At 54.3% G+C, this 26300-nt stretch carries 22 protein-coding genes; 5 read left to right on the forward strand and 17 right to left on the reverse strand.

Translation table 11 applies throughout. From position 1 onward, the window contains the following. Positions 1–74 precede the first annotated feature (74 nt). Complete coding sequence (locus tag NEV57_RS09355) at positions 75–1628, forward strand: SUMF1/EgtB/PvdO family nonheme iron enzyme (RefSeq protein WP_257658058.1); 1554 nt, start codon at positions 75–77, stop codon at positions 1626–1628. Between the two features lie 186 nt (positions 1629–1814). Here the strand turns inward: NEV57_RS09355 and glmS are convergent, their stop codons facing one another. The 3 genes from glmS to NEV57_RS09370 all read right to left on the reverse strand — a co-directional run bounded on the left by glmS (position 1815) and on the right by NEV57_RS09370 (position 6171). Next, positions 1815–3653: a glutamine--fructose-6-phosphate transaminase (isomerizing) gene (gene glmS / locus NEV57_RS09360; protein ID WP_257658059.1), complete on the reverse strand. Its 1839-nt coding sequence runs from the start codon at positions 3651–3653 to the stop codon at positions 1815–1817. A 137-nt stretch (positions 3654–3790) separates the two neighbouring features. After that, entirely contained in the window at positions 3791–5245 is a 1455-nt protein-coding gene (locus NEV57_RS09365; protein ID WP_257658060.1) for a DUF4270 domain-containing protein, read from the reverse strand. Between the two features lie 95 nt (positions 5246–5340). Then, positions 5341–6171 (reverse strand): glycogen/starch synthase, encoded by an 831-nt coding sequence (locus NEV57_RS09370; RefSeq protein WP_257658061.1) that lies wholly within the window; start codon positions 6169–6171, stop codon positions 5341–5343. A 146-nt stretch (positions 6172–6317) separates the two neighbouring features. On the opposite strand from NEV57_RS09370, the gene panC reads away from it, so the two are divergent. Beyond that, positions 6318–7160 (forward strand): pantoate--beta-alanine ligase, encoded by an 843-nt coding sequence (gene panC / locus NEV57_RS09375; RefSeq protein ID WP_257658062.1) that lies wholly within the window; start codon positions 6318–6320, stop codon positions 7158–7160. Here panC and NEV57_RS09380 read toward each other — a convergent pair. The 13 genes from NEV57_RS09380 to NEV57_RS09440 form a co-directional block, all read right to left on the reverse strand. Then, on the reverse strand, positions 7157–8509 hold the full coding sequence (locus NEV57_RS09380) for an alkaline phosphatase family protein (protein ID WP_257658063.1): 1353 nt from the start codon (positions 8507–8509) through the stop codon (positions 7157–7159). The two genes, panC and NEV57_RS09380, sit on opposite strands and share 4 nt — an antisense overlap. Beyond that, positions 8506–9732 carry a metabolite traffic protein EboE gene (gene eboE, locus NEV57_RS09385; RefSeq protein WP_257658064.1) on the reverse strand — a complete coding sequence of 409 codons (1227 nt, stop codon included), beginning with the start codon at positions 9730–9732 and terminating at the stop codon, positions 8506–8508. The genes NEV57_RS09380 and eboE overlap by 4 nt, the downstream gene beginning before the upstream one ends. Positions 9733–9736: 4 nt before the next feature. After that, positions 9737–10900, reverse strand: coding sequence for a 3-dehydroquinate synthase (locus NEV57_RS09390; RefSeq protein WP_257658065.1), 1164 nt, complete (start codon positions 10898–10900; stop codon positions 9737–9739). A 43-nt stretch (positions 10901–10943) separates the two neighbouring features. Further along, positions 10944–11831 carry a UbiA-like protein EboC gene (eboC, locus tag NEV57_RS09395; RefSeq protein ID WP_257658066.1) on the reverse strand — a complete coding sequence of 296 codons (888 nt, stop codon included), beginning with the start codon at positions 11829–11831 and terminating at the stop codon, positions 10944–10946. Between the two features lie 15 nt (positions 11832–11846). Continuing rightward, positions 11847–12827, reverse strand: coding sequence for a TatD family hydrolase (locus NEV57_RS09400; protein WP_257658067.1), 981 nt, complete (start codon positions 12825–12827; stop codon positions 11847–11849). Between the two features lie 39 nt (positions 12828–12866). Beyond that, positions 12867–13745: an EboA domain-containing protein gene (locus NEV57_RS09405; protein WP_257658068.1), complete on the reverse strand. Its 879-nt coding sequence runs from the start codon at positions 13743–13745 to the stop codon at positions 12867–12869. Between the two features lie 131 nt (positions 13746–13876). Then, positions 13877–15229 (reverse strand): Gfo/Idh/MocA family oxidoreductase, encoded by a 1353-nt coding sequence (locus NEV57_RS09410; RefSeq protein ID WP_257658069.1) that lies wholly within the window; start codon positions 15227–15229, stop codon positions 13877–13879. Between the two features lie 71 nt (positions 15230–15300). Next, positions 15301–16824: a PQQ-dependent sugar dehydrogenase gene (locus NEV57_RS09415; protein ID WP_257658070.1), complete on the reverse strand. Its 1524-nt coding sequence runs from the start codon at positions 16822–16824 to the stop codon at positions 15301–15303. Between the two features lies 1 nt (position 16825). Further along, positions 16826–17884: a dihydrodipicolinate synthase family protein gene (locus tag NEV57_RS09420; protein ID WP_257658071.1), complete on the reverse strand. Its 1059-nt coding sequence runs from the start codon at positions 17882–17884 to the stop codon at positions 16826–16828. A 12-nt stretch (positions 17885–17896) separates the two neighbouring features. Continuing rightward, a complete protein-coding gene (locus NEV57_RS09425; protein WP_257658072.1) occupies positions 17897–18913 on the reverse strand; it encodes an NAD-dependent epimerase/dehydratase family protein in 1017 nt (338 codons plus the stop codon). 5 nt (positions 18914–18918) lie between these two features. After that, positions 18919–20157 carry an Nramp family divalent metal transporter gene (locus NEV57_RS09430; RefSeq protein WP_257658073.1) on the reverse strand — a complete coding sequence of 413 codons (1239 nt, stop codon included), beginning with the start codon at positions 20155–20157 and terminating at the stop codon, positions 18919–18921. Then, positions 20148–21347, reverse strand: a complete 1200-nt coding sequence (locus tag NEV57_RS09435; protein ID WP_257658074.1) for a Gfo/Idh/MocA family protein — start codon at positions 21345–21347, stop codon at positions 20148–20150. Before NEV57_RS09435 ends, NEV57_RS09430 begins: the two co-directional genes overlap by 10 nt. A gap of 22 nt (positions 21348–21369) precedes the next feature. Next, positions 21370–22371, reverse strand: coding sequence for a Gfo/Idh/MocA family protein (locus NEV57_RS09440; protein ID WP_257658075.1), 1002 nt, complete (start codon positions 22369–22371; stop codon positions 21370–21372). A gap of 261 nt (positions 22372–22632) precedes the next feature. Here NEV57_RS09440 and NEV57_RS09445 point away from each other — a divergent pair, with 261 nt between their 5' ends. Next, complete coding sequence (locus NEV57_RS09445) at positions 22633–24513, forward strand: beta-N-acetylhexosaminidase (RefSeq protein ID WP_257658076.1); 1881 nt, start codon at positions 22633–22635, stop codon at positions 24511–24513. A gap of 81 nt (positions 24514–24594) precedes the next feature. On the opposite strand, the gene NEV57_RS09450 is transcribed toward NEV57_RS09445, so the two are convergent. Further along, positions 24595–24921, reverse strand: a complete 327-nt coding sequence (locus NEV57_RS09450) for an MmcQ/YjbR family DNA-binding protein (protein ID WP_257658077.1) — start codon at positions 24919–24921, stop codon at positions 24595–24597. Positions 24922–25270: 349 nt separating this feature from the next. Between NEV57_RS09450 and NEV57_RS09455 the strand changes: the two genes are divergently transcribed. Both NEV57_RS09455 and NEV57_RS09460 read left to right on the forward strand, forming a co-directional pair. Further along, entirely contained in the window at positions 25271–25846 is a 576-nt protein-coding gene (locus NEV57_RS09455) for an RNA polymerase sigma factor (RefSeq protein WP_257658078.1), read from the forward strand. Between the two features lie 76 nt (positions 25847–25922). Beyond that, positions 25923–26300: a hypothetical protein gene (locus NEV57_RS09460; protein WP_257658079.1), complete on the forward strand. Its 378-nt coding sequence runs from the start codon at positions 25923–25925 to the stop codon at positions 26298–26300.

The raw sequence follows: 26300 nt of genomic DNA on the forward strand, positions 1-26300 counted from the left end.
GATAGGTTTGCGATTATGTCCAATATTTTTTTAATTTTGGAAGTTAGATACCGTAACAGTTACTAACCATTACGATGAAGATAACGACATTTCATTTTCCTTTTTTTCTGCTGTTCCTGAGTGGCCTGGTACTTGTTTCCTGTAATCGGAACGGGGTATCGTCGAAAACGGGTGTTCCGTATAACGATCCGTATAACGGAGGGCTGCAAATTAACAGAAAAGTAAAAGAAGGTCCAGGACCCGGCTTAATCGTGATTGAAGGGGGTACTTTTGTCATGGGAGGCAGCCTGAATGAAGACATTACCTACGCGCACGACAACCTGAAACGTCGGGTCACTGTGGCGTCCTTTTATATGGATGAAACAGAGGTTTCCAATGCCGACTGGCTGGAATACCTGCACTGGCTTAACCAGAATTTCCCGGACGACAACGAGCTTTATTACAATGCACTGCCGGACACGCTGGTATGGCGCCATCCGCTTTCTTACAATGAACCGTATGTCGACCTCTATCTGCGGCACCCTGCCTATCAGGATTATCCCGTAGTAGGCGTTACCTGGGAGCAGGCAAACGCGTACAGCGCTTGGCGGACCGATCGGGTCAATGAACACATCCTGCGTGAGCGGGGAGCGTTAGTCGACTATCGCGCCTTATCCGAGTCCCAGTCGCGCCCGGGTGAGCCTTTCAACACCGACATTTACCTTAACGGCCAGTACCGCGGCGAGGGAATCGATGGTGAGCGGATGCCCCAGGACAACCGGCCGGGAGCTGAAGATGGCGCGCGCCGGCCCGTGCGTATGGAAGACGGGATATTGAAACAGCCTTACCGCCTGCCTACCGAAGCTGAATGGGAATATGCGGCGCTCGGCCTGGTAGGAAATACCGAATATGGAAATATCGAGAGCGGAAAGGTTTATCCGTGGAATGGATTGGGTGTTCGCTCCGCTAAGCGCCGTACCCAGGGACTCATCATGGCCAATTTCAAACCCACGGGAGGTGATAACATGGGCGTTGCCGGCTACCTCAACGACGGTGGCGACATCACGGTATCTGTAACCAGCTACTTACCTAACGACTATGGCCTGTATAACATGGCAGGGAATGTCAACGAATGGGTAGCAGATGTTTACCGGCAGTTATCCTTCGAGGACTTCCAGGATTTCAATCCGTTCCGGGGCAACGTGTACATGGACAAACAGTATGAAGATGCGGAAAAAGGCATCATTGCAAAAGATAGATACGGCCGCCCGATAAAGGTACCCGCAAAGGCGCCGCGTAAACAAACCTGGGAAGAACTGCAGGCCGCAACAGGCGATTCGGCACAGAACAGCTTCGACTATGATGTCCGCGGGTTTGCTGATGAAACCAACTCGGAACTGTATGGTGTGACCACGCTGATCAACGACAAAGCACGGGTTTATAAAGGCGGTTCGTGGAACGACCGTGCCTATTGGCTTAACCCTGCAACCCGTCGCTTCATGCAGCAGGATCAATCGAATGCGATGACGGGCTTTCGCTGTGCCATGACCCTGGTTGGTTCGCCGGAAATAAACACCAGAAGTAAACCCACTTTTCCCGCCAACCGTTCAGCCGGCCAGGGCGACAGGAAATTCCTGGGTTTATTTTAATTAGCACCAGCTATTTTACAAACGTACGGAAAAACAGAAGCGCGGAACTATCCGTAACAGTGGAGAAAGACTATCACTAAAAGACCTGCGCGTGGTAAAGCCAAAGCTATACCGTGCGCAGGTCATTTTAGTTATTTTCAGTTAAGTTAACGACCCTATAAGGGGTTAACGCCGCGGCGGTTGCTACTACTCCACCGTCACGGACTTTGCCAGGTTCCTGGGCTGGTCTACATTACATCCCCGCAACAGTGCGGTATGATAGGATAATAGCTGCAGCGGTATGGTAGCCAGCAAGGGAAGAAATGCCTCATCTGCATCCGGGATCTCGATCACATAGTCTGCCAATGCCCTTACCGCGGTATCGCCCTCGGTTACAATGGCTATCACACGTCCCTTACGGGCTTTCACTTCCTGTATGTTACTGATCACTTTTTCGTAAGAAGAATTCTGTGTCGCGATAACCACCACGGGCATTTCCTCATCGATCAGGGCAATGGGGCCGTGTTTCATCTCCGCAGCCGGATATCCTTCGGCATGGATATACGAAATCTCTTTCAGTTTCAATGCCCCTTCCAGCGCCACGGGGAAACCGACGCCGCGTCCCAGGAAAATCGCATTGGTGGCATCCTTGATTTCAGCGGCAATATACTGGGTTGCCTGGTCACACGCCAATGTCTTTTCGACCAGCGTGGGAATGTCTTCCAATGAGGTAAGCAGCTCCACCAATTTACTCTGTGCGAGCGTTCCACGCAGCTGCGCCGCATACATGGCAATTAGTGTAAGCACGGTAACCTGTGCCGTAAATGCCTTTGTGGATGCGACACCGATCTCCGGACCGGCATGGGTATATACGCCACCGTGGGTCAGCCGCGGAATAGAAGACCCCACGACGTTGCAGATCCCCAATATGGTGGCTCCCCGCTCTTTAGCCAATTCAATTGCCGCCATGGTATCCGCCGTTTCCCCGGACTGCGAAATCGCGATCACGATGTCCCGCTCGGTGATAATCGGGTTCCGGTAGCGGAATTCCGATGCGTATTCAACACCTACCGGTATGCGGGCAAACTCTTCAATGAGGTATTCCCCGACCAGGCCGGCGTGCCAGGAAGTTCCGCAGGCCACGATAATAATGCGTTCGGCATTGCGCAGCTTATCGGCATATTCTTTAATACCGCCCAACTGTACCTTCCCTTCCTGGGGATATATCCGTCCCCGCATACAATCGCGGATGGACCGGGGCTGCTCATGGATCTCCTTCAGCATGAAGTGGTCATATCCCGCCTTTTCCAGCATCTCCAGCTGCATTTCCAGCTTCTGGATGTATGGGGTCTGCACCTCATTATCGATGGTCTTGATCAGCAGTTCCCCTCCGTTGATAAAGGCAATTTCCCGGTCTTTGAGGTAAATTACATTGCGCGTATATTCAATGATGGGCGATGCGTCGGAAGCAATGAAATATTCGCCGTTACCTACACCGATCACCATGGGACTTCCTTTACGGGCTGCAATCAGCTGCTCCGGGTGTTCCCGGTCGGTAACCAGGATGGCATAAGCGCCGATGACCTGCGTCAACGCAATCCGTACAGCCTCCAGCAGGTCTGTCTTTTCTTCCGCCAGGATGTCGGCAATCAGGTGAATAAGCACTTCCGTATCCGTGTCACTCTGGAACACATGTCCCCGGCTGGATAATTCCTCCTTCAGCGGGCCGTAGTTCTCAATAATCCCATTGTGTACAATAGCCAACCGGCCGTCTTCGGAAAGATGCGGGTGTGCATTCCGGTCGGACGGTTCACCGTGGGTAGCCCAACGGGTATGTCCGATACCGGTCCTGCCCTGCAGGTTTGCACCCGCTGCAGCAGCTTCCAGATCACTCACCTTGCCTGTCTTCTTGTAGTGGTTAATGTGCTGCTGGTCCACCAGGGCAACGCCCGCACTGTCATAACCCCGGTATTCCAGCCTTTTGAGTCCTTTTACAATAATTTGCCATGCTTCACGCTGGCCAATGTAACCTACAATTCCACACATAGTTTTATATTGAATTTATCGACAATTTAAGCTTTTCGGTTCATGCGCAATTATGTTGCCAAACAGTCCGGGAATTATAAAAAAGAAAAAGGGACATCCAATGGGCTGTCCCTTTTTCTTTTTGCGATTAAAATCGCTCAATTGGATTTTGTGTAATAAATATTCAGTTTCATCTTATATTCCGGGTGATTTCCACCGCCAATAACCGCCCGGCTGCCGGTATTGAGTACCGATTGATACGGTACATTCCGGTCCCCTTCCGATGCCGGTGCAATGAAAAATTCATTGTTCTTTATCCGGTCGCGCAGCAGGTCCTGTACAAAAGAAGTGATGTGGAAAATATAACGCTGCTTGTCTTTATCGTAGACGCCGCCGAAAGCCTGCCAATAACCATTGGAGCGGTACCACAGGCTGCGCGCGTCACCGGAAAACCGCTGACCGTCACTCCGGCTGTCCCCATCCGGCACAGGCTGCCGCTGGTTGGCAATGTCCTCGCGGTAGAGGGTAAGTCGGGGCGCATAATAACCGAAATCATCCCCTGTCGCCCCCTGATCTACATAAATGACCAGTTCAGCCTTGTTGATCGCCATATCGAGTCCTTTGAGGGAATCAATATGCGGCAGGCTGAGCTTGGCCCGGAGCCCGGCAGGTGCCTGTAAGTATAATGTCTCAAAATTGCCGGAAGGATCAGCTAACTGAGCAGCGACCTCGGTTGTATACTCGTGTTTAATGGAAGAAGAGATACGTGCCGCAAAGCTACTCGATGCGGATACAGTTGTTGGCAGAAACGTGCGGAAGGTATCAATTGCCGCGTCGTCGCCGTCCTTTCCGTTCGGCTGCCGGTAAACAAGCTCGATCCCGGTTACATCCGTTGCACCGCGAAACGTGATTAATCCTCCCGTACCGGTCATTGAAGCTTCATCTACACTGAGGTAAAGCCCTTTCACGTGGTTGCTGAATCCTTTCTCGGTGGATATCGATGCAGAATCGACCGATTCACTGAACAGGTTCCTGAAGAAAGCGGCCGGCAACGCCATCCTTAACTGGGGGTCGGCCTTTACCAGCGAATCCTTTTCGTCAATGTGCTTATATACACTCACCGTATCCCGATAGGCAAACCGGCGCACCAGCTTCGTCGCCAGCACCTCGTCGCTCACTGCCCATTCTTTGTCGGAATAATTGCCATCAGTATATACCTCCGCCAGCTGGCGTACCTGTAAGGTAAACGAGGAGCCGGTAGAATCGCCAAAATATTCATTCCCATACGGCAGCACAAGGATAACGGAGTCAATTTCGGCATCTTCACGGATACGGGGTACGCTGGCCGGCTTACCGATTGCCAGCGCTAAATCGGCTGTTGTCTTGCCAATGACTGGGTCGTTAAGCAATCCAAAGGTCGTCTGATTGAATGAATTTGACCTTGCGCTGTCATCCTTAAGCGTTACGGCATGTAGGGTGAGCGTATCGGTCAACACGCCGACGATTTCATCGCCGGGCTGTACATCCAAACCGATACTGGAGGGGTTTTCACAGCTTCCCAAAACAAAAAGACTTATTAACAATGTCAATAAGTCTCTATTAAGATATTTCATCCGAATCATTATTATTTAATGGTCTGATGGAACACCCATGTCACGCAGTCGGATTGCAGCCAGGTGTGTTTCATCCACAAAGAAATTATACAAAATTAAGCCTCTACAGCTGTTTCAAGGTCTACCCTTGAAAACTGTTCGTAAAGGTTGCAATAATTTTCGAATTCTTTGTCGTCTTCCATTTCAAAAATCTGGATATCGCTCTTTTTAACAATATTTAACACTTCTTCGTCCAGCCCGCTGTCGGTAAGTACCGCCACATCGGAATACGCCAATGCACCCTGGTACAGTCCCGTATAGTCACCCGCACCGTAAGGCGCGATGTCATCGGCCGTCATGTTTCCGGTCAGGGCGATATCAGGGAAATTTTCGCCCAGTGAGCTATTGAATTCTTCCTTGTATAAGGAATAGACCACGCGGGCGTCCTTAAACGTCGGGTCGTCCTTGTACGCAGTTTTTACATAAGCAGGTACCAGCGCGCTCATCCAGCCGTGGCAATGGATCACATCCGGTGCCCATCCCAGTTTTTTAACGGTTTCCAGTGCTCCTTTGCAGAAGAACACCGTACGTTCATTGTTGTCTTCAAAAAACTCACCACACTCATCACAGAACACATGCTTGCGTTGGAAATACTCCTCGTTGTCCAGAAAATAAACCTGCATGCGCGCAGCGGGTATCGAGGCTACTTTGATAATCAATGGATTGTCATTGTTGTCGACAACAATATTCATCCCTGAAAGCCTGATCACCTCGTGCAAGCGGTTCCGGCGCTCATTGATATTGCCGAAGCGCGGCATCAGGATGCGGATTTCATATCCTTTTTCCTGCATGGCCTGCGGCAATTGACGGGTAATTTCAGAAATTTTACTTAGTTCGAGGAAAGGCGACATCTCGTGGGTAACAAACAAAATCTTCGTTTTTGCCATCTCCAAAATATTTTTGTTTTTTTATTAGAAAAGTAAAATTGATTCGCAAAGGTAATCATTTTTTGTCAATATAACAATAAGTTAGCGGTTACCCTCGGGAGATGCGGCAAAAAATAACCATTTTTGCGGGATAAAAAATTACGCGTTTGAAACGATTCAACACCCGGAAAACACTGCGCCACCACCTTCAACAGGTTCGGAAGGACCGGCTGCGCGTGGCCTTTGTCCCTACCATGGGCGCGCTTCACCAGGGACACATTACACTCATCCATCATGCCCGTACACTAGCCGATGTTGTCGTGTGCAGCATATTCGTAAATCCCACACAGTTTAATGACCCGGAGGACCTGAAGAAATACCCGCGCCCGATTGACACGGACATCCGGCTGCTTCAGGAGGCCGGCTGCCACGTGCTGTTCCAGCCCGAGGTCAGTGAAATGTACGGACCTGACGAGCACTGGCATATGGATCTCGGCCGACTGGACGAAATCCTGGAGGCAAGTCATCGTCCCGGCCATTTCCAGGGTGTCACCCAGGTCGTCAAAAAACTTTTCGATATCGTACAGCCGGATATTGCCTGTTTCGGACAAAAAGATTTCCAGCAATTCAAAGTCGTCGAAAGACTGGTTGCCCAGTTTCAGCTGCCGGTCAAGCTGGCCATGGTCCCCACCGTCAGGGAACCCGACGGACTCGCCATGAGTTCACGCAACGTGCGGTTATCGGCAACCGGACGACAGCAGGCACTGGCCCTGTACCGCGCATTGTTGTGGATAAAAACGGATATGACGGCAAAGGCACCGTCAACGCTCCGTGAGGAAGCCATCCGGTTCCTGGAAAGCAGTCCCGGTGTCCAAGTGGAGTATGTCGCCCTGTGCGATGCACAGACACTGGAAACCATCGATGAATTTACGGAAACCCGATCGTCCGTGGCCCTGGTCGCCGCGTGGGTGGATGGCGTCAGGCTGATTGACAATATGCTGTTGAACTAACCGAAAATACTGTCCAGAATCAGGTCTTTCACCGCAATGGGGGTTATCAGGTCCGTACTCTGCCTATCTGGCGTGATCAGCACCGGAAAATATTCGGGCGGAACGGCAATTGCACCGTGGGAGCCTTTTACCAGCGTGGCATCCAATGGAATGACATCCATCACGTACCGGAAGCCGAGTTTCTTCCGCAGCAGCTTATACCCCGCGCGGAGTTTCGATGTCATGAACATCTCCACCGGGTCATAACCCGGTTTCTTATGGATGTCCACCACACGCGCATAGTCAGGCGCTTTCCGGTCATCCAGCCAGAAATAGTAGGTAAACCAGCTGTCTGGTTCCGCCACGGCTACCAGGTCGCCGGCCCGCCCGTGGGCGATGTGATGTGCCTGCTTACCGGCATCATCCAGCACCTGTGCAACCCCCGGTACGTTTTCCAGCAGTTCCGCCACCTGTTTCTTCGTTGCTTCATCCGTCACGTAAACGTGGGCTACCTGGTGATCGGCCACAGCAAACGCCCGGGAGGCTCCTGCGTCCAGCAGTTCCAGTCCACGCTCAACACGGATACCCAGAAGCCCCGCTTCCCGCAATATCCGGTTAATGTGAACCGGTCGGGAGACCGGTACGATACCATATTCGGATAAGAGGATCACCCGTGCCCCGCGCTTCTCGTAAAACGTAACCAACCGCTGTACCAAGGCGTCAATTTCCAGCAATTCTTTCCCGATCCGGTCCGTATCTGGACCGTATTTCTGCTGGCAGTAATCCAGGTGGGGCAGGTATACCAGGCTCAGTGTCGGGCTATATTTTTCCTCGACATACATCGATGCTTCTGCAATCCATTCGGACGATGTAATATCCGCTCCCGGTCCCCAGAAACTGAATAGCGGAAATTGCCCGAATTTCTCCTGCAATTCATCCCGCAGTCCGGCCGGATGGGAATAGCAGTCCGGCATTTTCCGCCCGTCGGCCAGGTAATTGGGGCGGGGAGTTACCGAATAGTCGGCGCCGGAGTACATATTGTACCACCAAAACAGCTGGGCACAGGTAAAGTCAGCATTCCGCTGCCTGGCAATGTCCCAGACCGATTCGCCCTGGACCAGCTTATTCGACTGTTTCCAGAATTTTATTTCGCTGTCCGTCCGGTCGTACCACCCATTTCCCACAATCCCGTGGTCCGTGGGCCAAAGCCCGGTTAAGTAAGTCGACTGCATAGCAGTGGTCACCGCGGGCAGGTGAGGGTTAATCCGGCTCAGGTCTGCCCGTTCCAGGTACGATTTCAAAAAAGGTGTTTTATCCCCGATCAGCGCCGAAGATAGTCCCACAATATCCAAAACAACCGTTTTTCTCATGAGTTAACCGTTTTTTTCAGTTCATCGAGCACCCAGTTCAGTTCGCGCGAAATGGAACCGGCAATGGGCAGTTGCAGGTGCGGGGGCAGTACCTGCCAAGTATAGGTTTCCACTTCCAGGTGGCCCGTCAGTAATTGATCCCGTTGCAGTTGCAGCACGCGGGCAATATCGGCCCGGGTAGATGTTAACAGCCCCAGGTCTTCGAAAAATACCGGCACATGGAAGTGTGCCCTCCATTCAGTCGCCTCCGCATCATAAAGCCTTTCCTGTGCTTCCGGCAGGTCCCTGAAGCGAAGCACCGAACCATCCCGGTGCCTGGCCAGTACCTGATGCAGGTAAGTCGGTTCGTCAAAAGCCATAAACGCTTCGCCGATGGCCCGGCGCCCGTTTTGGTCGGTCGGTAAGTGCGCGCCGACTGCAGCGCTGAGCTGGAATTTACCGATCTGTATACCGTGCCGGGCCAGCGCTTCAATAACCCGCGCATGCACTTCATATCCCAGGGCAAAATGACACACGTCATAACAGAGCCGGATGTGTTTTTTCACTGCCGCTTCGGCCGCCGCGGGCGTAAAGCCGAAACGGCTGGTCAATGTCGAAATCCCCTCCGGTACCAGTTCCCCTTCAAACCAGTCGATAAATTCGAGGCCGCTTTCCAGCACTCCGTCCGGTTCCGGTTCAATGTCCAGGTGTAAGACCTTTCCCTGTTCCCGTTCAATTTCGACAAGCCGTCCGGCCACGTCAGCAATATGCTGCGTGGCCCGCTTCCGCATGGCACTCCAGTCGCCGGCCGTCGCGTTATACCAATGACGGTACGCCAGCGGCGATGTCGAGATGCCGCCATCCATGCCCTCCGGAAGTAATTCAGCAAGCAGGTCCGCCAGCCGCAGCGTATAGGCAACGCGCTCGTCTGTCGTCCAGTCGGGCGCATGTACATCCGCTTTCACCACCTCGTCATGGAAAGCCCCGAAGGGAAACCCATTCATCGTAAATACATATCCCCCCTGATCGGTCAGCCACGCCTTAAATTCGGCCAGCGTCTGCGGGTCGCTCAGCTCCCTGCTGGCCCGGTCCGACAGCCGTAAACCGATCCCCATCGGCTGATCAGGAGCCACCTGGGCCCGGATCACCGGAAAATGTGCTTTTAGTGCGGCGAAATGATCCCGCCAGGTCTCCCCTCCATGAATATTGGTGCAATAGGTAAGATGCCCATAAGGTGTCTGCATTGCGTTATAATTGAATGGCAAAATCGTTGTGAAGCATGGCGGCCGCGGTGATAACCCGTTCCGTATCCATGTCGTTCACCTCCATACCCCTGCCAATGCCCTGCAGCAGCATAATGGTCAGCCGTCCGCCAAGGTGCTCCCGGAACTCGTCCAGTCCGACCAGCAACGGATGCGCTCCGCCCGTCGCGTTAATCAGCGGATGGAACACCGGCAGGCCCAGCTCCTGCAATACCTGGATAATCCGTTGGGCATCCGACTGCGGCAGGTAACCTGCCAGGCACGAATAGCTGGCATCCAGCGCAATGCCGATGGCAACCGCTTCGCCGTGCATCACCGAAAAGGCCGAAAGCTGCTCCAGCTTGTGGGCGCTCCAATGGCCGAAATCCAGCGGCCTTGATGAGCCGAATTCAAACGGGTCAGCTCCCGCAATATGCTGCAGGTGCAGTTCCGCACACCGGTAAATCAGGTATTCCATGGCTTCGGCGTCGCGCTCGCGAAGCGCCGCGGTATGCTGCACAATCCATTCAAAGAAATCAGCGTCCTTAATCAGCGCCACTTTTATTGCTTCGGATATCCCCGAAAGCCAGGCACGGTGCGAGAGCGTATGTAAAAATGAAAAATCGTTAAATACGGCAAAGGGCGGACAAAAGGTGCCGATGAAGTTCTTTTTGCCGCGGTAATTCACCCCGTTCTTCACCCCGATTCCCGAGTCGTTCTGCGACAATACGGTCGTCGGAATCCGGATGTGCCGGATACCCCGATGCGCGATGGCTGACGCATAACCCACGGCGTCCAATACGGCACCGCCGCCGATGGCAATTACATAAGAATGCCGGTCGATACCGTAGCGGTCGACTGCCATGATAATCTGGTCGACTACCTCCTGGTTATTCTTGGCCTCTTCTCCCCCGCTGACCACCATCGGTCCGCTCACCAGCGAAACGCCGGGTACCGTTTCAAAATAGGCCTGGATCTGCGTTTGCAGGCGGGCATGATGCCGCATGACTCCTTCATCCACCACCACCAAAGCCCGGGCAGCCGGAGCCCCGGGGTGCGCCGCGAGAAATTGCCTGAATAACGGATTGGTCGCCGCAAATAAGTCACGGGTAAAATGTACCTGATACTGATAGCTGACCTGAAACGACTGCTGGATAACTTCTTTAATCATACTCCTGAATAAACACGTATTGCTTCCAAACCTGAAAAACGCGTTAAGTAACCGAAAACATTTTTGACAACCAAATGGATATAGGAAAAAGTGACAATACAACGACGGTAAGGCCCCACATACCCGCCGCGGCCACCCAGATGGCGTTCATAAAAATCAAGGCGAGCACACCATATTTTACCGATTTACGGATATCCAGCGGGGCCTTTGTCCGGATAGCCTTAACCAATGGCGCATAAATTGTAAAAGCAAATATCAGCAGGATCAGCCAGCCAAACCACGCTGCACCCTTCCAGAGGCCGAAATAGATGATCAATCCGATGACCGCTGCATACAGCAGCGCAGCAAAAAGCAACGGTGCCCGCTGCCCCCCGTGAACCTCCCCCCGGCTGACCACCGTAATGGCCGCAATATAAATTACCGGAATAACCGCCAGCCACCAAACTACAGGGAGTACGCCCGCAAGCAGGCTCATGCCAAGCAGCAGGTTCAACCCCCGGCACATCCCCATGGCAATGGGTCCGGTTACCACGTGGTGTTTTGCCCATTTATCATATAACAGACACATCAGCACAATGGATACTGCAATCGCACCCGAAAGCAGGCTCACCGCTGCAGCCGAAAAGACGCCCACTGCAAACCATGCCGTACCGAAAATCATCGCCCGGTTCAGCGGTACCCGTCCGCTGGGAATCGGCCGTTCGGGCCGCTCAACAGCATCCAGCCGGGCATCAAAAATATCGTTGAAAATCACACCGCCACCATATAAGCCGATGGTCGAAACCACCAGCAACAGGAGCGCCTGCAGGTCGAGCTGTCCGTTCCAACCGGCGAAATAAAGAGCCGAAACCGCAGTCCCGGCCATCACATCGGAAATAGCCGTCACAACGTTGGCCGGACGCATCAGCGTTAAATATGCCCTCCATTTCATGTCCGTGTTCCGGAATTAGGAAATCACAATGGAACCGACATTCCGCCGCGGCTGCTGTCCACCCCGCAGGATGGAATTGCCTTCAAATTTCTGGCCTTGGTCAATGGGGGCCTGCTCCTGGAGCATCGCCTCGTCAAGCTGGCCGCTCCGGCCAAAAGCGGCGATGGCGTTTTTGTAACATACCGCCTCAATTGTTTCCCTGGAAATCCCGCTTTTCACCATCAGGGCGGCAGTTTTTGGCACAGCCAGTGGATCGCTGATCCCCCAGTCGGCAGCAGAATTTACCATGATCCGATCAGGTCCGTATTCTTTTACAATTTCCACCATCCGCTCATTGCCCATTTTCGTAAACGGATAAATTGTAAACGCAGCCCAGAATCCCCTGTCCAGCACTTCCTTGACGGTTTCTTCGGTATTGTGGTCAATAATCACCATCCCAGGGTCCAGACCATGTTCCAGCGCAATATCCATGCTTCTGGAAGTACCCTTCGTTTTGTCGCGGTGGGGTGTGTGTACCTGTACAGGCAACCCGGCTTCCCGGGCAAGCTCCAGCTGCAGGCGATAATATTTTTCCTCGGCAGGTGTCTGGTCGTCGAAGCCGATCTCGCCAATGCCAACCACCCCCTCTTTATGGATAAAGAAGGGAAGCACCTCTATCACCTGCGCAGCCAGGGCTTCGTTATTGGCCTCCCGCGAATTCAATCCAATGGTGCAGAAATGCCGGATACCGAACTGGGAAGCACGGAAACGCTCCCAGCCGATCAGGCTGCTGTAATAATCGCGGAACGTATCGATGCCGGTCCGCGGCTGCCCTACCCAGAACGCCGGTTCAATAACGGCGACAACGCCTGCATCTGCCATGGCCTGGTAGTCGTCCGTGGTTCTCGACACCATATGGATGTGCGGATCAAAAAAACGGAATCCTTGCACCAGGTCCAATTCCAGCGCAACACGCTGCCCCATCGATGCCTGGTCACGATCACTATAATTACACATAGTATCTTAATGGTAAACTTCGGCTGGCGGACCGTTCGGTTAGCCGGCCGTATTCAATAAATCTGTTAATTCGCTGTTTTCCCTGAGCAGTGCCTTTGCCGGCGCATAATCACTCCGGTGGAACGCTACCGCTATTGCCCGGCTGGTCCCGGTGTCCGGATGCTGCTCCAGGATATTCCGCATCAGGCTGTATGCACGTTCATCCATAAAAGGCGCAACCAGCAGCCACAGGTGCGGACTGATCGTCCGTTTGGCTGCATGAAGTTCATGGGCGTAATCAACCAATGCCGAGGCCAATCGCGCATTATTGCGTTTTTCCAGCCCGACAATGCGCTGCATATCGGCTTCGGTAAAAAAACCTTTCAACACCAATTGGTTCCAGGCGCCTTCATCCAGGTAAGCTGCCGCATAAGGATTGTCGGCCATGATGGCTTCCCGGACAGGCCCGATATTGCTCCTGATGCCTTCGGTACACCGATGGCGCCAGGCTTCAGGGTAATGGAATACCGGTAATGCGGAATATAACGCCACCAGCTCCTCCATTTCACCGTACAGAAAAAGCCGTTCGATTAATTGTACATAAGCCGCCTGTTCCAACGGAGGAATATGCATCAGTGTCCACACCCGCAGGAGTCGTGCCGGTATCCAGTCCTTCACCAGCAGAGGGAGCTGATTTCGCCCCGGACCGGCGGCGCCGTCCAGCGAGATCCACCGTCCCTTATCGGCCGGTTTCACGATTCTGGAAATCCCCGTAAACACACGTGCGAGCAGCGCAGGTTGCGGATCTTCGGCAATGCGGCCGAGATTGCCGGTTAATACCTGCCAATCCGCATCGCCGATATACGGCTTCACGTGGCTGGCAATTAATTCATCATGTGCAATATGCGTGGCCGAAAACTGATCTTCAATAGGACTCATACCTTTAGTCAACATCACTCAATCAAAACCGGATCCCGTTGGCATCCGGTCAGATCAAAGGTACGATTTTTCCAATCATCGTCAACACGCCCGCGCAAATTCCGGAGGTGTTCCCTGCATCATCCTACGGCTCACCCCGCCGGTTCCCAACCGGGTTCATATTCCCTGCGCCAATATTGCTGGGCCCCGGGATTGTCAAGAATATGGCCATTGGCGGGATTGATGTGCAGCAGGCTGCCGCTTCGCTGGGCAATATTGCCCAACTGGACCAGCAAGGTGCTCATGTGGCCGCTCAGGATGTCTGCATGCAGCTTACCTCCGTTTTTTATGCCGTCAAAAAAATTCTGGATATGCCCCGCATCCAATGCCTGGGACGGATTGGTCAGGTTCCTCGAGTCGACGTTGGCATTATGCTCTACACGCTTAATCACCTGGTTCTTCAGGTCATAAATGGTATAACCATTATCGCCATTAATCTGGAGTGCTCCGGTTTCCCCATAAAAGATCACGCCCACGCTGGAACCTTCCACACTGCGGCCGTTGCAGCTGTGCCCTTCCCAGGAAATCAGCCCTTTATTACCGAAATCAAGCTGGATAACCTGTGTATCGGGTGTTTCCCAGTCGTCTTGATAACGGTACCGTCCGCCCAAAGAGCTTACCTTTTCCGGGTAATCCACCTGCAGCCCCCATCGGGCGAGGTCTACCATATGCGTACCATTATTGAGTGCTTCTCCCGTTCCCCAATGCCAGAACCAATGCCAGTTATAATGGATAAGATTGTCCTTGAATGGCCTCCGCGGGGCCGGTCCCTGCCATAATTCATAATTCAGCCACTCCGGTATTGCCGCCGCTTTTCCCGTGCCGATGGAGGCGCGGTTATTGGTGTACCACGTTTTTGCGAAATAAGGTCTGCCGATTGCGCCATCGTGCAGTGCCTGGATGCCTTCCATGACATTGGGCCACGACCGCCGCTGGTTACCCATCTGGATCACGTTCCCGTACTTCTGCTGTGCCGCAACTAACAGCTCTCCCTCGTGCGGATTATGGCTGCAGGGTTTTTCAAGGTAAACATGCTTGCCGGCCTGCGACGCTAAAATTGCCGCCGGCGCATGCCAGTGGTCCGGCGCCGCTACCACCAATGCATCCAAATCAGCATAAGTAACCAGCTTCCGGATATCCGGCTCGGCTTTGGGGCGGCGCTGCTGGTTTTTCTCCACCGCTGCCCTGCATTTTTCAGCTGCCCGGGTATCCACATCACATACATAAACAATCTCACAATTGGGCTGCAGGGAAAAATTCTGCGACAGGGCCAGCCCACGGGCATTGACACCCATCATGGCCACCCTGATCCGCTCGTTAGCCCCAATGATCTGGCGGTAACTGGCGGCGCTGAACCCCGGAAGGATTCCGCCAACCGATAATGCCGCCGTACCGATGGCGGTTTTCCTGATAAAATCCCTGCGTGTGTTGGTTCGTTTTTTCATAATCCGGTATTATTTGAATGTGTATGTTCATTTTTAGACCGGCAGCGTGCACCTGCATGCGCCAATGGTCGTCATTGCCTGCTGGCAGGTGCCGGTCTGCGCGCAGCGACCTCCGCCCGCGATACCCGGCTGGCCTGCGGTCCAAACCGTTTCCGTACATAGGAAAGTATAATCGCAAGTTCCTTATCCTCCAGGAAATGAAAAGCCGGCATTTCGCCCCTGCCCTCCAGCACCAGGCGGATCAACGCGTCCGCATCCGCAGCAGCCACCGGTCCGGCCTGGTTAAGCGGCGGGAATACCCCTTCCACACCCCGTCCGTTGCCCTGGTGGCAGGAAGCACAGTAATCGGTATACAGCAGTTCGCCACGGCTCACCACATCGGATTGATTGGCTATCGCAGCGGGCGTGGCCTTCTGCTTACGCAGCTGCTGCGCCGTAGCCTTTGACAACCGGATAATCCGGTCGTCGCGCGCTTCCGCAAATCCGTTCGGGTTCCAGTCGCGGTTACTGGTACCGATGTAAATATCGCCGTCCGGGGTTACGCAAATGGAGCGCAGGCGACCGAACAGTTGCTGGAATAAGATCGTATCGGCCATAATGCGGCTCCCATCTGCATCCAGTTTCAGCACGTGGAGCCCATTTCCCTTCAATGTAGTCAGCAGGATACTGTGACGGAATTCCGGCAGGATATCCGACTCGTACAGGGCCAGTCCGGCAGGACCGATAGTGGGTGTCCAGGCCCGCAACGGCTCCTGGATAATACTGTCGCGGGCTACTGCCCTTTCCTCGTCTGTATCGACAAATCCTTCCACCACCGGCCATCCGTAATTTCCTCCTTTTATGATTTTATTGACTTCATCTGCAATCGCGTCCCCGTGTCCGGAGCTGTACAGCTGTCCATCGGCGGCATACGCCAGGCCCTGCGGATTGCGCAGGCCCCATGCCCACACCGGACTGCCGGGAATCGGGTTATCCGCGGGGACGCTGCCATCGATCCGGTACCGTAGTATTTTTCCATGGGGCACAAGGACATCCTGTGCATTCCCGTGCTGCGCGCCATCACCCGTTGCCACCATTAACATGCCGTCGGGTGCAATCACGAGCCTGGCACCGTAATGTCCGTTCCAGGCAGCATATTCCAGTATTTCCAGCGGGGCGGCGAGCGTATCGCCGGCATAGGTATACCGCACAATCCGGGATACCGGTTGATCCGCCGCATTCTTCGCCACGTAGGCAATAAAAACATACGGGCTGGCATCCATATCCGGGTGCAGCGTCATCCCCAGCAGTCCGCCCGTCCGCTGCCGGTAAACGTCCTTCAGGGAGAGCAGTTCCTGCTGTATGCCCGTTTCGGGATCGATCCGGCTGATTTTGCCCGACTGTTCGGCAACCCAGAGCTGTCCGCCCGGACCCGCACAGATTTCCCACGGCACGTCCAGGCTATCGGCGACCGTCGTCATGGCCAGCGTGGTAGCCCCATAGGTAAACAGCGCCTCGGCTTCCTGCTGCGTTGGTTCGCATCCCAGGCAACCGATGGCCAGCAAGGCAATCAGGCAGTGGTACCTCTGTATATGGATCAATGGATTCAACATCATCTCATCCGTGTTTATCCGTTTTTAGAAAAGCCTGTACAAATGCAACATCAAGTAAGTCCGGGTACGCCGCGAATATCCGGTCGAGCTCCGTATCCTGGCCATCAGATAACGTTTCCTTCGGATCCAGGCACCAGATACCGGCCATCAGACCCTCCCGGCGCAGCACTTCATGGATGCCCGGAATGCAACCATGGAATTGATGTGCAGGGTCAAAAACAGCGGCATTGACATCGGTAAGCTGCACGCCCCGGGCCAACAGCTGCCCGGCATTATGGAACCCGGATTCCCGGCAGCTCCGGATTTCATCCAGCAGACGCACTGCCGCATGCGTTCCCACAGCCCACTGCCCCAGCAGTCCCCCTACAAAATGCCTGGCCACGGTATGTCCATCTACTTCAAAACGATAGTCCGTCAGCAGGTCGGCAATGATATTATCATCGTTACCGGTATACAGGGCAATCTTTTTGCCCGACCGGTCAAAACAAGCCGCCCGCATGACGTCCAGCGTCTGGTAGCGGTTGAATGCCGCTACCTTGATGGCCAGTACGTTGGGAATGGCAATAAATTCAGTCCAGAAATCATAAGAAAAAATCCTCCCCCCCACGCTGGGTTGCAGGTAAAACCCGAAGACGGGGATGGTTTCCGCCACCACCCGAGTCCGTTCCAGCAACTGTTCTTCAGTAAGCTCCGGCAGTCCGCCCATGCTCAGCAATCCCATATCATAGCCGCAGCTGCGGGCGATTTCCGCTTCCTTTACCGCCTGCCGGGTATCGCCGCAGATGCCGGCGACCTTCAGGAACGGGCGTCCGATGTCCGCCTGATCAATCTCATCAGCCGCCAGCCGCAGCACCGGCTCATAGAGGTTAATACCCGGGTCGCGGATGGCAAACTGTGTACTGTGCACGCCTACAGCGATACCTCCGGCGCCCGCCGCAATGTAATATCGCGTCAGCAGCCGTTGCCGGTCTTCATCCAGCTTCCGCCCGGCGTCCAGTGCCAGTGGATGGGCAGGGATAACCGTACCATCCAGCAGCAGTTTATGTTTTTCTTTCGAAAGCATGGGTTCCATAGCTTAAAACTTACCTTCTCTTTCCTGAAAATGGGTTGGCTTGTCAAGCAGTTCACCCCCCCGGATAAGCCAGTCGGCGGTCAGGCCGATCATCTCCTTCAGCGTCACTTTCGGGTAACCAAAAAGCCGGTGGGCTTCCGCTGCGTTGCTGAGCAGCGCCGTTGGTTCCTCGGTATGGACAAACACCGGTTCGCGGTTAAACAGGGTCCCGAACTGCTGTGCCAGCCACCGTACCGAAACCGTTTCGGGTCCGGTGACATTCAAAATCTTAGCCGGTGCCGCACAGTGCAGCAGTGAACGTAGCGCCACCTCGTTTGCATCACCCTGCCAGATCACGTTGACGTGGCCGGTTGACAGGTCAACGGGCCGTCCCGACTGCACGGACCTGGCGATCTCCAGCAATACACCGTAGCGGTAGTCAATCGCATAGTTAAGTCGGTAAATCAGCACCGGAGTGCTGTATTTTTCCGAGAAATACTGAAAAATACGTTCGCGCCCGAGGCAGGACTGACCGTATTCCCCCCGGGGATCGGCCGGTTGCTCTTCGGAAGAACCGCCTGCCGAAACCGGCAAAAAGGGATACACATTTCCGGTAGAAAACGCGACGATACGGGAGTTACGGTACTTTTCGGCGACCCGCCCCGGCAGGTAGGTATTCATGGCCCAGGTGAATGCAGCGTTGCCCGTTGTTCCGAATTTCTGGCCGGCGAGGTAAATGACATTGGGTACATCCGGCAGTTCCGCCAGCGCCGCGTCATCCAGCAGGTCGGCGGCAAGGGTCTCCACCCCCGCTGCATCCAGTGCCGCGCGCGCTTTCGTATCTGAAAACCGGGAAACACCGATGATACGCTGCCCGGTTCCTGCCGCATCGGCTGCCCGGCGGGCCAGTTGCGCCATGGACGGGCCCATCTTTCCACCCACACCCAACAACAGGATATCGCCGTTGATGCGGCGCATATCCTCAATCAATGCTGCCGAAGGGGTCAGCATCCGTGTTTCCAGCTCTGCCAGTTCATGCATAACAATTACGTTAAAAACAGTTCATTAAAATTATAACAGGCCAGCAGCACCAGGGCCAGCAGTCCGACGAATCCGCTGTACCGGACAAACGGTGTATTGACATATGTGCCCATGAGCGCCCTGTTACTCGAAATCAGGTACATTGCGGTACCGATAAACGGCACCAGGAAAATCGTTACGCTCTGGGCAAACACGATCAGTTCCAATGGTGGTTTTTCAAATCCAATGGCAATGGCACTGCCCGCCGTCATTACAATGGCAATCAGCAGCTTCACTGCTTTGGCATCCAGCCGGCTGCCGTAACCGAGGCCGTCGGCAAGCAGCGACCCCCCGATGGTGGCGTTGCCGATCAGTGAAGAAAAAGAGGCTCCGAACAATCCCACCAAAAACAGCTGCGAGGCATAACGGCCGAACAGCGGTTCAAGCGCCCGCGCCATGTCGGACGCATTGGTTACGCTGATGCCCCGCCGGTTCAGCACCGCCGCCGCACAGATCATGACCACGGCACTCATGACACCCAGGATCATAATGCCCGTGAAACCGTCGTTGCCCTGTTGCCCGGAGGCCTGTCCGATCTTTTTCCGCTCCTGCACAAGGTAACTCTGGTAAAATGCACCCACAATGGAAAAACAGGAAGCAAAAAAAGCAATGATCAGTCCTGTTGAACCTTCCGGAACGGAAGGGTGGAAGCCGGCAAGCAGCTCGGTAACCGTGGGTTTAGCTAAAAACAGCGTCGTGAGAAAGGAAAAAAGCATCAGGGCCACAATGGCGATCATCAGCCGCTCCAGTGTGCGGTAAAAATGTCGGAAAAAAAGCAGGGCGATCCCAATGACATTAAACAGCAGGATCCAGGGTACCGGCGATGTGCCACTTGCCTCCGCAATGGAAATGCCTACCCCCACGGAATTGCCCGCCTGAAACGATGTAGCCACCAGAAACACACCGACACCCACCAATCCCGACACCCATTTGCCATACTGGGCACGGATTGTCCCCAGCAGCGTTTGCTGTGTGGCCAGGCCGATACGGGCGGCCATCGCGGTGAAGATGGTCATGAAGAAAATAGCCACAACAACCACCCACAGCAGGGCATAGCCATATTGGGCCCCCATTTTGGAGGTGATGGTGATTTTGCTCGGACCGAACACAATTGCCGCGGTAACAATCCCCGGACCAATCGTGGCCAGCCAGCGCCGCAGCGGAAAACTGCCGCTGCTTTTCGGTTCCTGCGGGGTTATTGCCATTGCTGAATCTTTCCGGTTTCTGCTGAACGGTTGGCCAGCATCACAGCCTTTGCCGAATCACGACCCGTTTCCACGTTGGAAAAAGGTTTCTTTCCGGTACGTATGCAGTCGGCGAAATCAAGCAGCGCGTAGGCCGTGGGATCCCGGTTCTCGGCATCCTGGTTTTCAAAAGCAAGCGGCACCGGTTTTCCCTGTCCCCAGGATTCGCTGGTGGCTCCGGTCACGCCGTCGACCGTAGTCCGTTCTTTTTTATTGTTTTCAGGATATACCAGTGCCCCGGTACGCTGTATTTCGATGGTTCCCGCTGTCCCCAGCACCCGTATGGAATAACCGTTATAGGCATTGGTCAGTATCGAGCTCACGTTAGCTCGGACACCGCCTGGATAGGTATATATCGCCCGGATGTTATCGTAGGTTTCCCGTCCGTCCTTCCAGTAGTCGATGCCCCCGACAGCGGTTACCTGCAGGGGGTGGGCACCGGCGAACCAATTCAGGATATCCACCTGGTGGGCACACAGTTCCGTCATCAACCCACCCGAATACGCCTTGTACATGCGCCAGTTGACCTGCCGTTCAAGCGCGGCGTCCGGCACCGGACGCCGCCAGTCCGAATTGCGGTGATACTGGCACTCATACTGCAGCACGTTTCCGATCCAGCCTTTCCGGATGGCCTCGTTGACCTTGTGGTACAGCATAAAATAGCGGTATTGGTGACCGATCTGCAGTACCTGTTGCGGGTGATTGGCAGCTATTGCCACCAATTGGTCAGCCTCATCGGGCGTATGGGTCATTGTCTTCTCCAGGTAAACGTGCTTGCCCGCCTGCAAAGCGGCGGTGGCCGCCTCGAAATGAAGGTATTCCGGCAGGGCAATCACCACACCGTCAACCGCCCGGTCGTCCAGCAATTGCCGGTAATCGGTGTAGCGCCTGACTGCTTCGGGGGCGGCCGCCGACACGCCGAGCTGCGTTTCCATGATATCGCAGCAAGCCACCAGTTCCATGCCCGGCAGCGTCCGTAAGATATTGGCGATGCCCCCGCCCCGGTTTCCCATACCGATAATGCCCAGCCGGGTGGTTCCGTTTTGCCGCGCACCAGCGAACGCGGGCAGCCCCAACGCCAGGCCGGCCAGCGTCCATGAACCGGCCTGAATAAAAGTTCTCCGTGAATACGTATCGTAATAATGTGCCATGATGATCCTCGGGTATGGTTGGTTAACGATTCCAAAGCGACACCGATGCGCCGCCGCGTTTCCTGCTTTCGTCTGCCGCCTCAATAAACGCAACCAGTTCCAGGGTTTCCTTCGAATCAACCGGCGGTACACCGCTGTCAAAAAAATCAACAATCTGATACAGCAGCGGGATATACCCGCCGTATTCCCCGATGGCCGCCTGTCCTTTTTCGCCGAAGGCCGTCCCCCCGTAGCCGGTCCGGCCACTCCGGATTCCCCGGAAAGTACCCACCCGCCCGTCCGACCACGTACCTACGACGATGTCTGTACCCTCGCTGTAAACCCGGGTAACACGTTCACAGCCCGTACCCAGTAATGCATACAGCATTTCGATGCCATGGATGCCATACCACAATAAATCCGGGTGGGTAGGCTCGATGGGTGCCGGGCTATAGGTAGCCGCGCCGGTAACCGGACCAATCAGGGCGCCGGACCTGATTTCAGCAATGTTTTCGGCGTACCGCAGTGATGAGGTGGAGAATACGGGAACCCGGTGGGTGGCTGCCGCATCAAAGATGGCCTGTGCATCGGCCAGCGACGCCGCAATCGGCTTATCAATAAATACCGGCTTGCCTGCCTTAAACACCTCCAGTGCCTGCTCCAGGTGCAGCCGGCCATCGTTCGTTTCCAGCAACACCGCGTCCACGCCGGACAGCAGGGCCGGAATGGAATCCACTACCTCCACGCCCAGTTTTTTTACTTCATCGATATAACCCGGAATCCGGGAAAAACTGCTTTCAATGGTTTTGCTTCCGTATGGATAGGCTGCAACAGCCCGGTATCCCTTCAGCTTTGGATCCGGCGACGCCGCATTGAGTGCCTTGGCAAAGGCAATGCTGTGTGAAGTATCCAGGCCGATAATGCCAACGCGCTTACCCGGCCGGACCGTATTTCCCAGCAGAGTCACCTGCCCGAGTGATACGCCGAGCCCGGTTACTGCCGCCGATTTAATGAACGTCCGTCTGCTTTGGTTAGTTTCTGTCATGATGAACAATTAAGTTAGGGTACACGCAGCGGTATGCGGCACCGATGCTGGCAGCGAGCCGCCGGCGGATTCATAATCAGGTTACGGTAACGTACACGCTAAGAAAGAAAATAAAGGTTACACTTCCAAATTTATTTCGACATCCGGCAGTTTCCGGCAGCAACACGCAATGATTATATTGACTGGGTATTGTGCATTCGCCCAACATTTATATCTTTGATGTCTACGAGATCACACCAACGAACTTAAACAGTATTGCTCATGAAGAAAATTTATTCCTTTTTACTGGCTATGTGGTGTTTAGTTACCTATGCCCTAGCCCAGGAAACCACCCCTGTACCGGCCATTATTCCCGCACCGGACGTGTTGCAGGTAGGCGACGGAAATTTCACGCTTAGCGCAGCAACGCGCATTGCGTATGATAGCGACGCAGACCGGGAAATTGCCGTATTTTTCCAGGCATATGTCCGCGAAGCGCTGCAGCTGGATCTTCCCGTCCAGCCAAACGCAACCGGCGCTTCGGTCATCCATTTTGCGTCGAAAAAAGCCGGAGATATCACCAACCCCGAGGGATATGAACTGGTCGTGTCGCCAGGCGGGATCGCGCTGCATGGAAAGGGTGCCGGACTGTTTTACGCCATGCAGACCCTGATACAGCTCCTGCCATCCGATGCTGAAGCAGGTCTGATGGTTCCGGCCGTGACCATCCGGGATGCGCCGCGGTATGCTTACCGCGGACTGCACCTGGACGTGGGCCGCCACATGTTTCCCATCTCCTTTATCAAGAAATACATCGACTTCATTGCCGCCTATAAACTCAACACGTTCCACTGGCACCTTACGGACGACCAGGGCTGGCGCATCGAGATCAAAAAATACCCCAAACTCGCCGAGGTGGCTGCCTTCCGTGACCAGACACTGATTGGCCGGAACCGCCGGCCGGGCATGTATGACGGCGCCCGTTACGGTGGTTTCTACACCCAGGAAGAGGCAAGGGAGGTTGTAGCTTATGCGGCAGCGCGTTACGTCACGGTTATCCCCGAAATTGAATTACCGGGGCATGCCCAGGCAGCGCTGACGGCATACCCCCACCTGGGGTGCGGTGAAAACCCGGGACCCTACCACGTGGCACAGCACTGGGGTGTATTTGAAGAGGTGTTCTGCGCCGGCAAAGAAGAAACGTTCACCTTTCTGGAGGATGTGCTCGATGAAGTCATTGCTATATTCCCCAGTGCATACATCCACATCGGCGGCGACGAATGCCCGAAAGACCGCTGGGAAACCTGCCCCTACTGCCAGAAACGGATCAAGGACGAGGGATTAGCCGACGAGCACGAGTTGCAAAGCTATGTGATCCACCGCATCGAAAAATACGTCAACAGCAAAGGACGCCGCATCATCGGCTGGGATGAGATCCTGGAAGGCGGATTGGCACCTGATGCCACGGTAATGAGCTGGCGGGGCGAAGCAGGCGGCATTGACGCGGCAAAACTGGGACACGACGTGATCATGACGGCAAACAGCTACGGGCTTTATTTCGACCACAAACAGGGACCTGATGTCAACCGGGAGCCACTGAACATCGGTGGTCTCTCCACCCTACAAAAGGTGTATTCCGCTGACCCGACTCCCCAGGCCCTGTCAGCTGCCGAAAAAAAACACATCATCGGCGTACAGGCCAATGTATGGACGGAATATATCGAAACGCCGAATAAGGTGGAATTCACGATTTTTCCGCGACTTTTCGCCCTGTCGGAAATCGCATGGACCGACCCCGCAAAGAAAAACTGGCAGGACTTTTCCACCCTCCGGGTGCCCGCGCACCTGGCCAGACTGGACCGGACGGAAACGGTATACCGGGTACCTGAAGTACTGGGATTGCAGGATACGGTTATTTACGCATCAGAACACACGTTTAACCAGCTGAGGTCCTCCGTAGCAGGCGGGAAAATCTATTATACGATCGACAACTTTGATCCGTCCGATACCGACCTGGAATATCGCGAAGCGGTAAAAGTGGTGGTACCCCCGGGTGAAGAACGGGTATTTAAAGCCACGGTGATCGCACCCTCCGGCCGCCGGAGCAATTACGTGCGGGCGGTGATCGTCAACTCCAAACGGCCCGATATGGCGATGAATTAGGCGCCTTTAGACCCGATTACCCAATGCTGTCCCCTGTGTTTGTCCGGCAAATACAGGGGACAGCTGCATTATATGATCCGGTTATTTTCCCGGGCGGGCCGTAAACACGTCATTGTAAGCCGTTTCCAGCGCGTCCCGCAGCAATTCATCCGGAATCCGGTGCAGTTCGAAGGTCGTCCACCCCTGCAGCCCCCACTTGTTGGGAACCGGGTAAATGGCACCGTTGCCAAACGTCGAAAAAACACCCTGATCACGCACCGGCAGCTTTATATTCGCCGAATTGGACACCTCATGCAGGGTGGCAAATATCCGCCTTTTTTCCACCTTATAGGCCATCCGGTCAAAATGAGGGTTTTCAACCGTGCCCGGAAATGACAGTGCAAATTTCCTGAATACTTCCGTTGTCATACGCTGTTAGGCTATTAATTAAGTTATCCCAAATTTACGAAAATTACCGGCTGCTACAAGCAGCACCGGCACGTACATGCCCCGGGGCATCACCGGGCTTGCTTCGGAATGCGTCCACGGTGAGTCCACCCTGAGTCCACGTTGAGTCCACGTTTTGCCGAACGCAGGTGGACGTATAACGGACACACCGCGGGCACAGGGTCGATGCATTCCGGAACAGGTATCAGCCGGTCCCGAAGTGGCCCTTACGAATGGCGGCTCCCGCCGCAGCAAATGGCGCCTTCGGAAAAAAAATGATTTTTTTTTGAAATGTTTCCGGTATCCGTTCGTCTATACTCATAAGCAGCTAATGGAAACGGCAACAAGGACATATCTCATGAGCGATGAAAAACAGCACCACATCTCGACGGCTGTAAAATCTTATGGAAGGGTGTTACTCGGCTTTATCCGGAAACGCGTGGCCAGCGATGCGGATGCCGAAGATGTGTTGCAGGATGTCTGGTTCCAGCTGAGCTCCATCATCAACTCACAGCCCGTGGAACAGCTGGGCGCCTGGCTGTACCGCGTTGCCCGGAACAAAATTATCGACAGGCACCGAAAAAAAAAGGAGCATACCTGGCCCGCCCGTACGGATGATGATCCCGCATTACTGGAAATCGCGGACGCACCGGCGGCCACGGATGGCAATCCGGAAACGGAATATCAGGAACGGATGATGTGGCAGCAGCTTTACCTGGCATTGGATGAACTGCCTTCCGAACAGCGGGATGTCTTTATCTGGCATGCCTTGGACGGTATCCCGTTTGCCGAAATCGCTGAATTAACCGGCGAGCCAATAACGAAACTGGTGATGCGCAAACGGTACGCCGTGCTGCATCTCCGGCAACGGATGAAAGTATTTTACGACGAACTGACGGATCATTAACAACAAGTATTAAACCATGCGGAATAACGCAACAGCATGGATATCAATGGACGAAATATTAATAACGAATTAATCAATGAAAAAAATATTTAAAAGCAGGATGCGGTTTGTGGTCATTCCCATCCTGGCAATTGCCTTCCTTTTTCTGGTGAGCTACCTGGTGATGGTCCTGTGGAATTACACATTACCGGGGCTCCTGGGCGTAAGTACCATCACGCTATGGCAGTCTACAGCCCTCTTCTTCTTATGTAAAATTCTCTTCGGCTTCGGAAAAGGCGGTCCCAAGCGGGGAGGTCCGCCCTGGGCGGGCAAATACCGGGGTGCCGGGTTCAGGGATCTCAGTGAAACGGAACGGGAGAAAATGAAAGCCCGAATGCGCGCCAGGTGGTGCGGATGGGAAGACGCAGACCCTGTACGGGACCGGGAAGAAGATACCCAAAATCATGAAAAATAG

Origin of the sequence: Parapedobacter lycopersici, from assembly GCF_024643285.1 — a bacterium.
In the GTDB taxonomy this organism is placed as follows: Bacteria; Bacteroidota; Bacteroidia; order Sphingobacteriales; family Sphingobacteriaceae; genus Parapedobacter; species Parapedobacter lycopersici.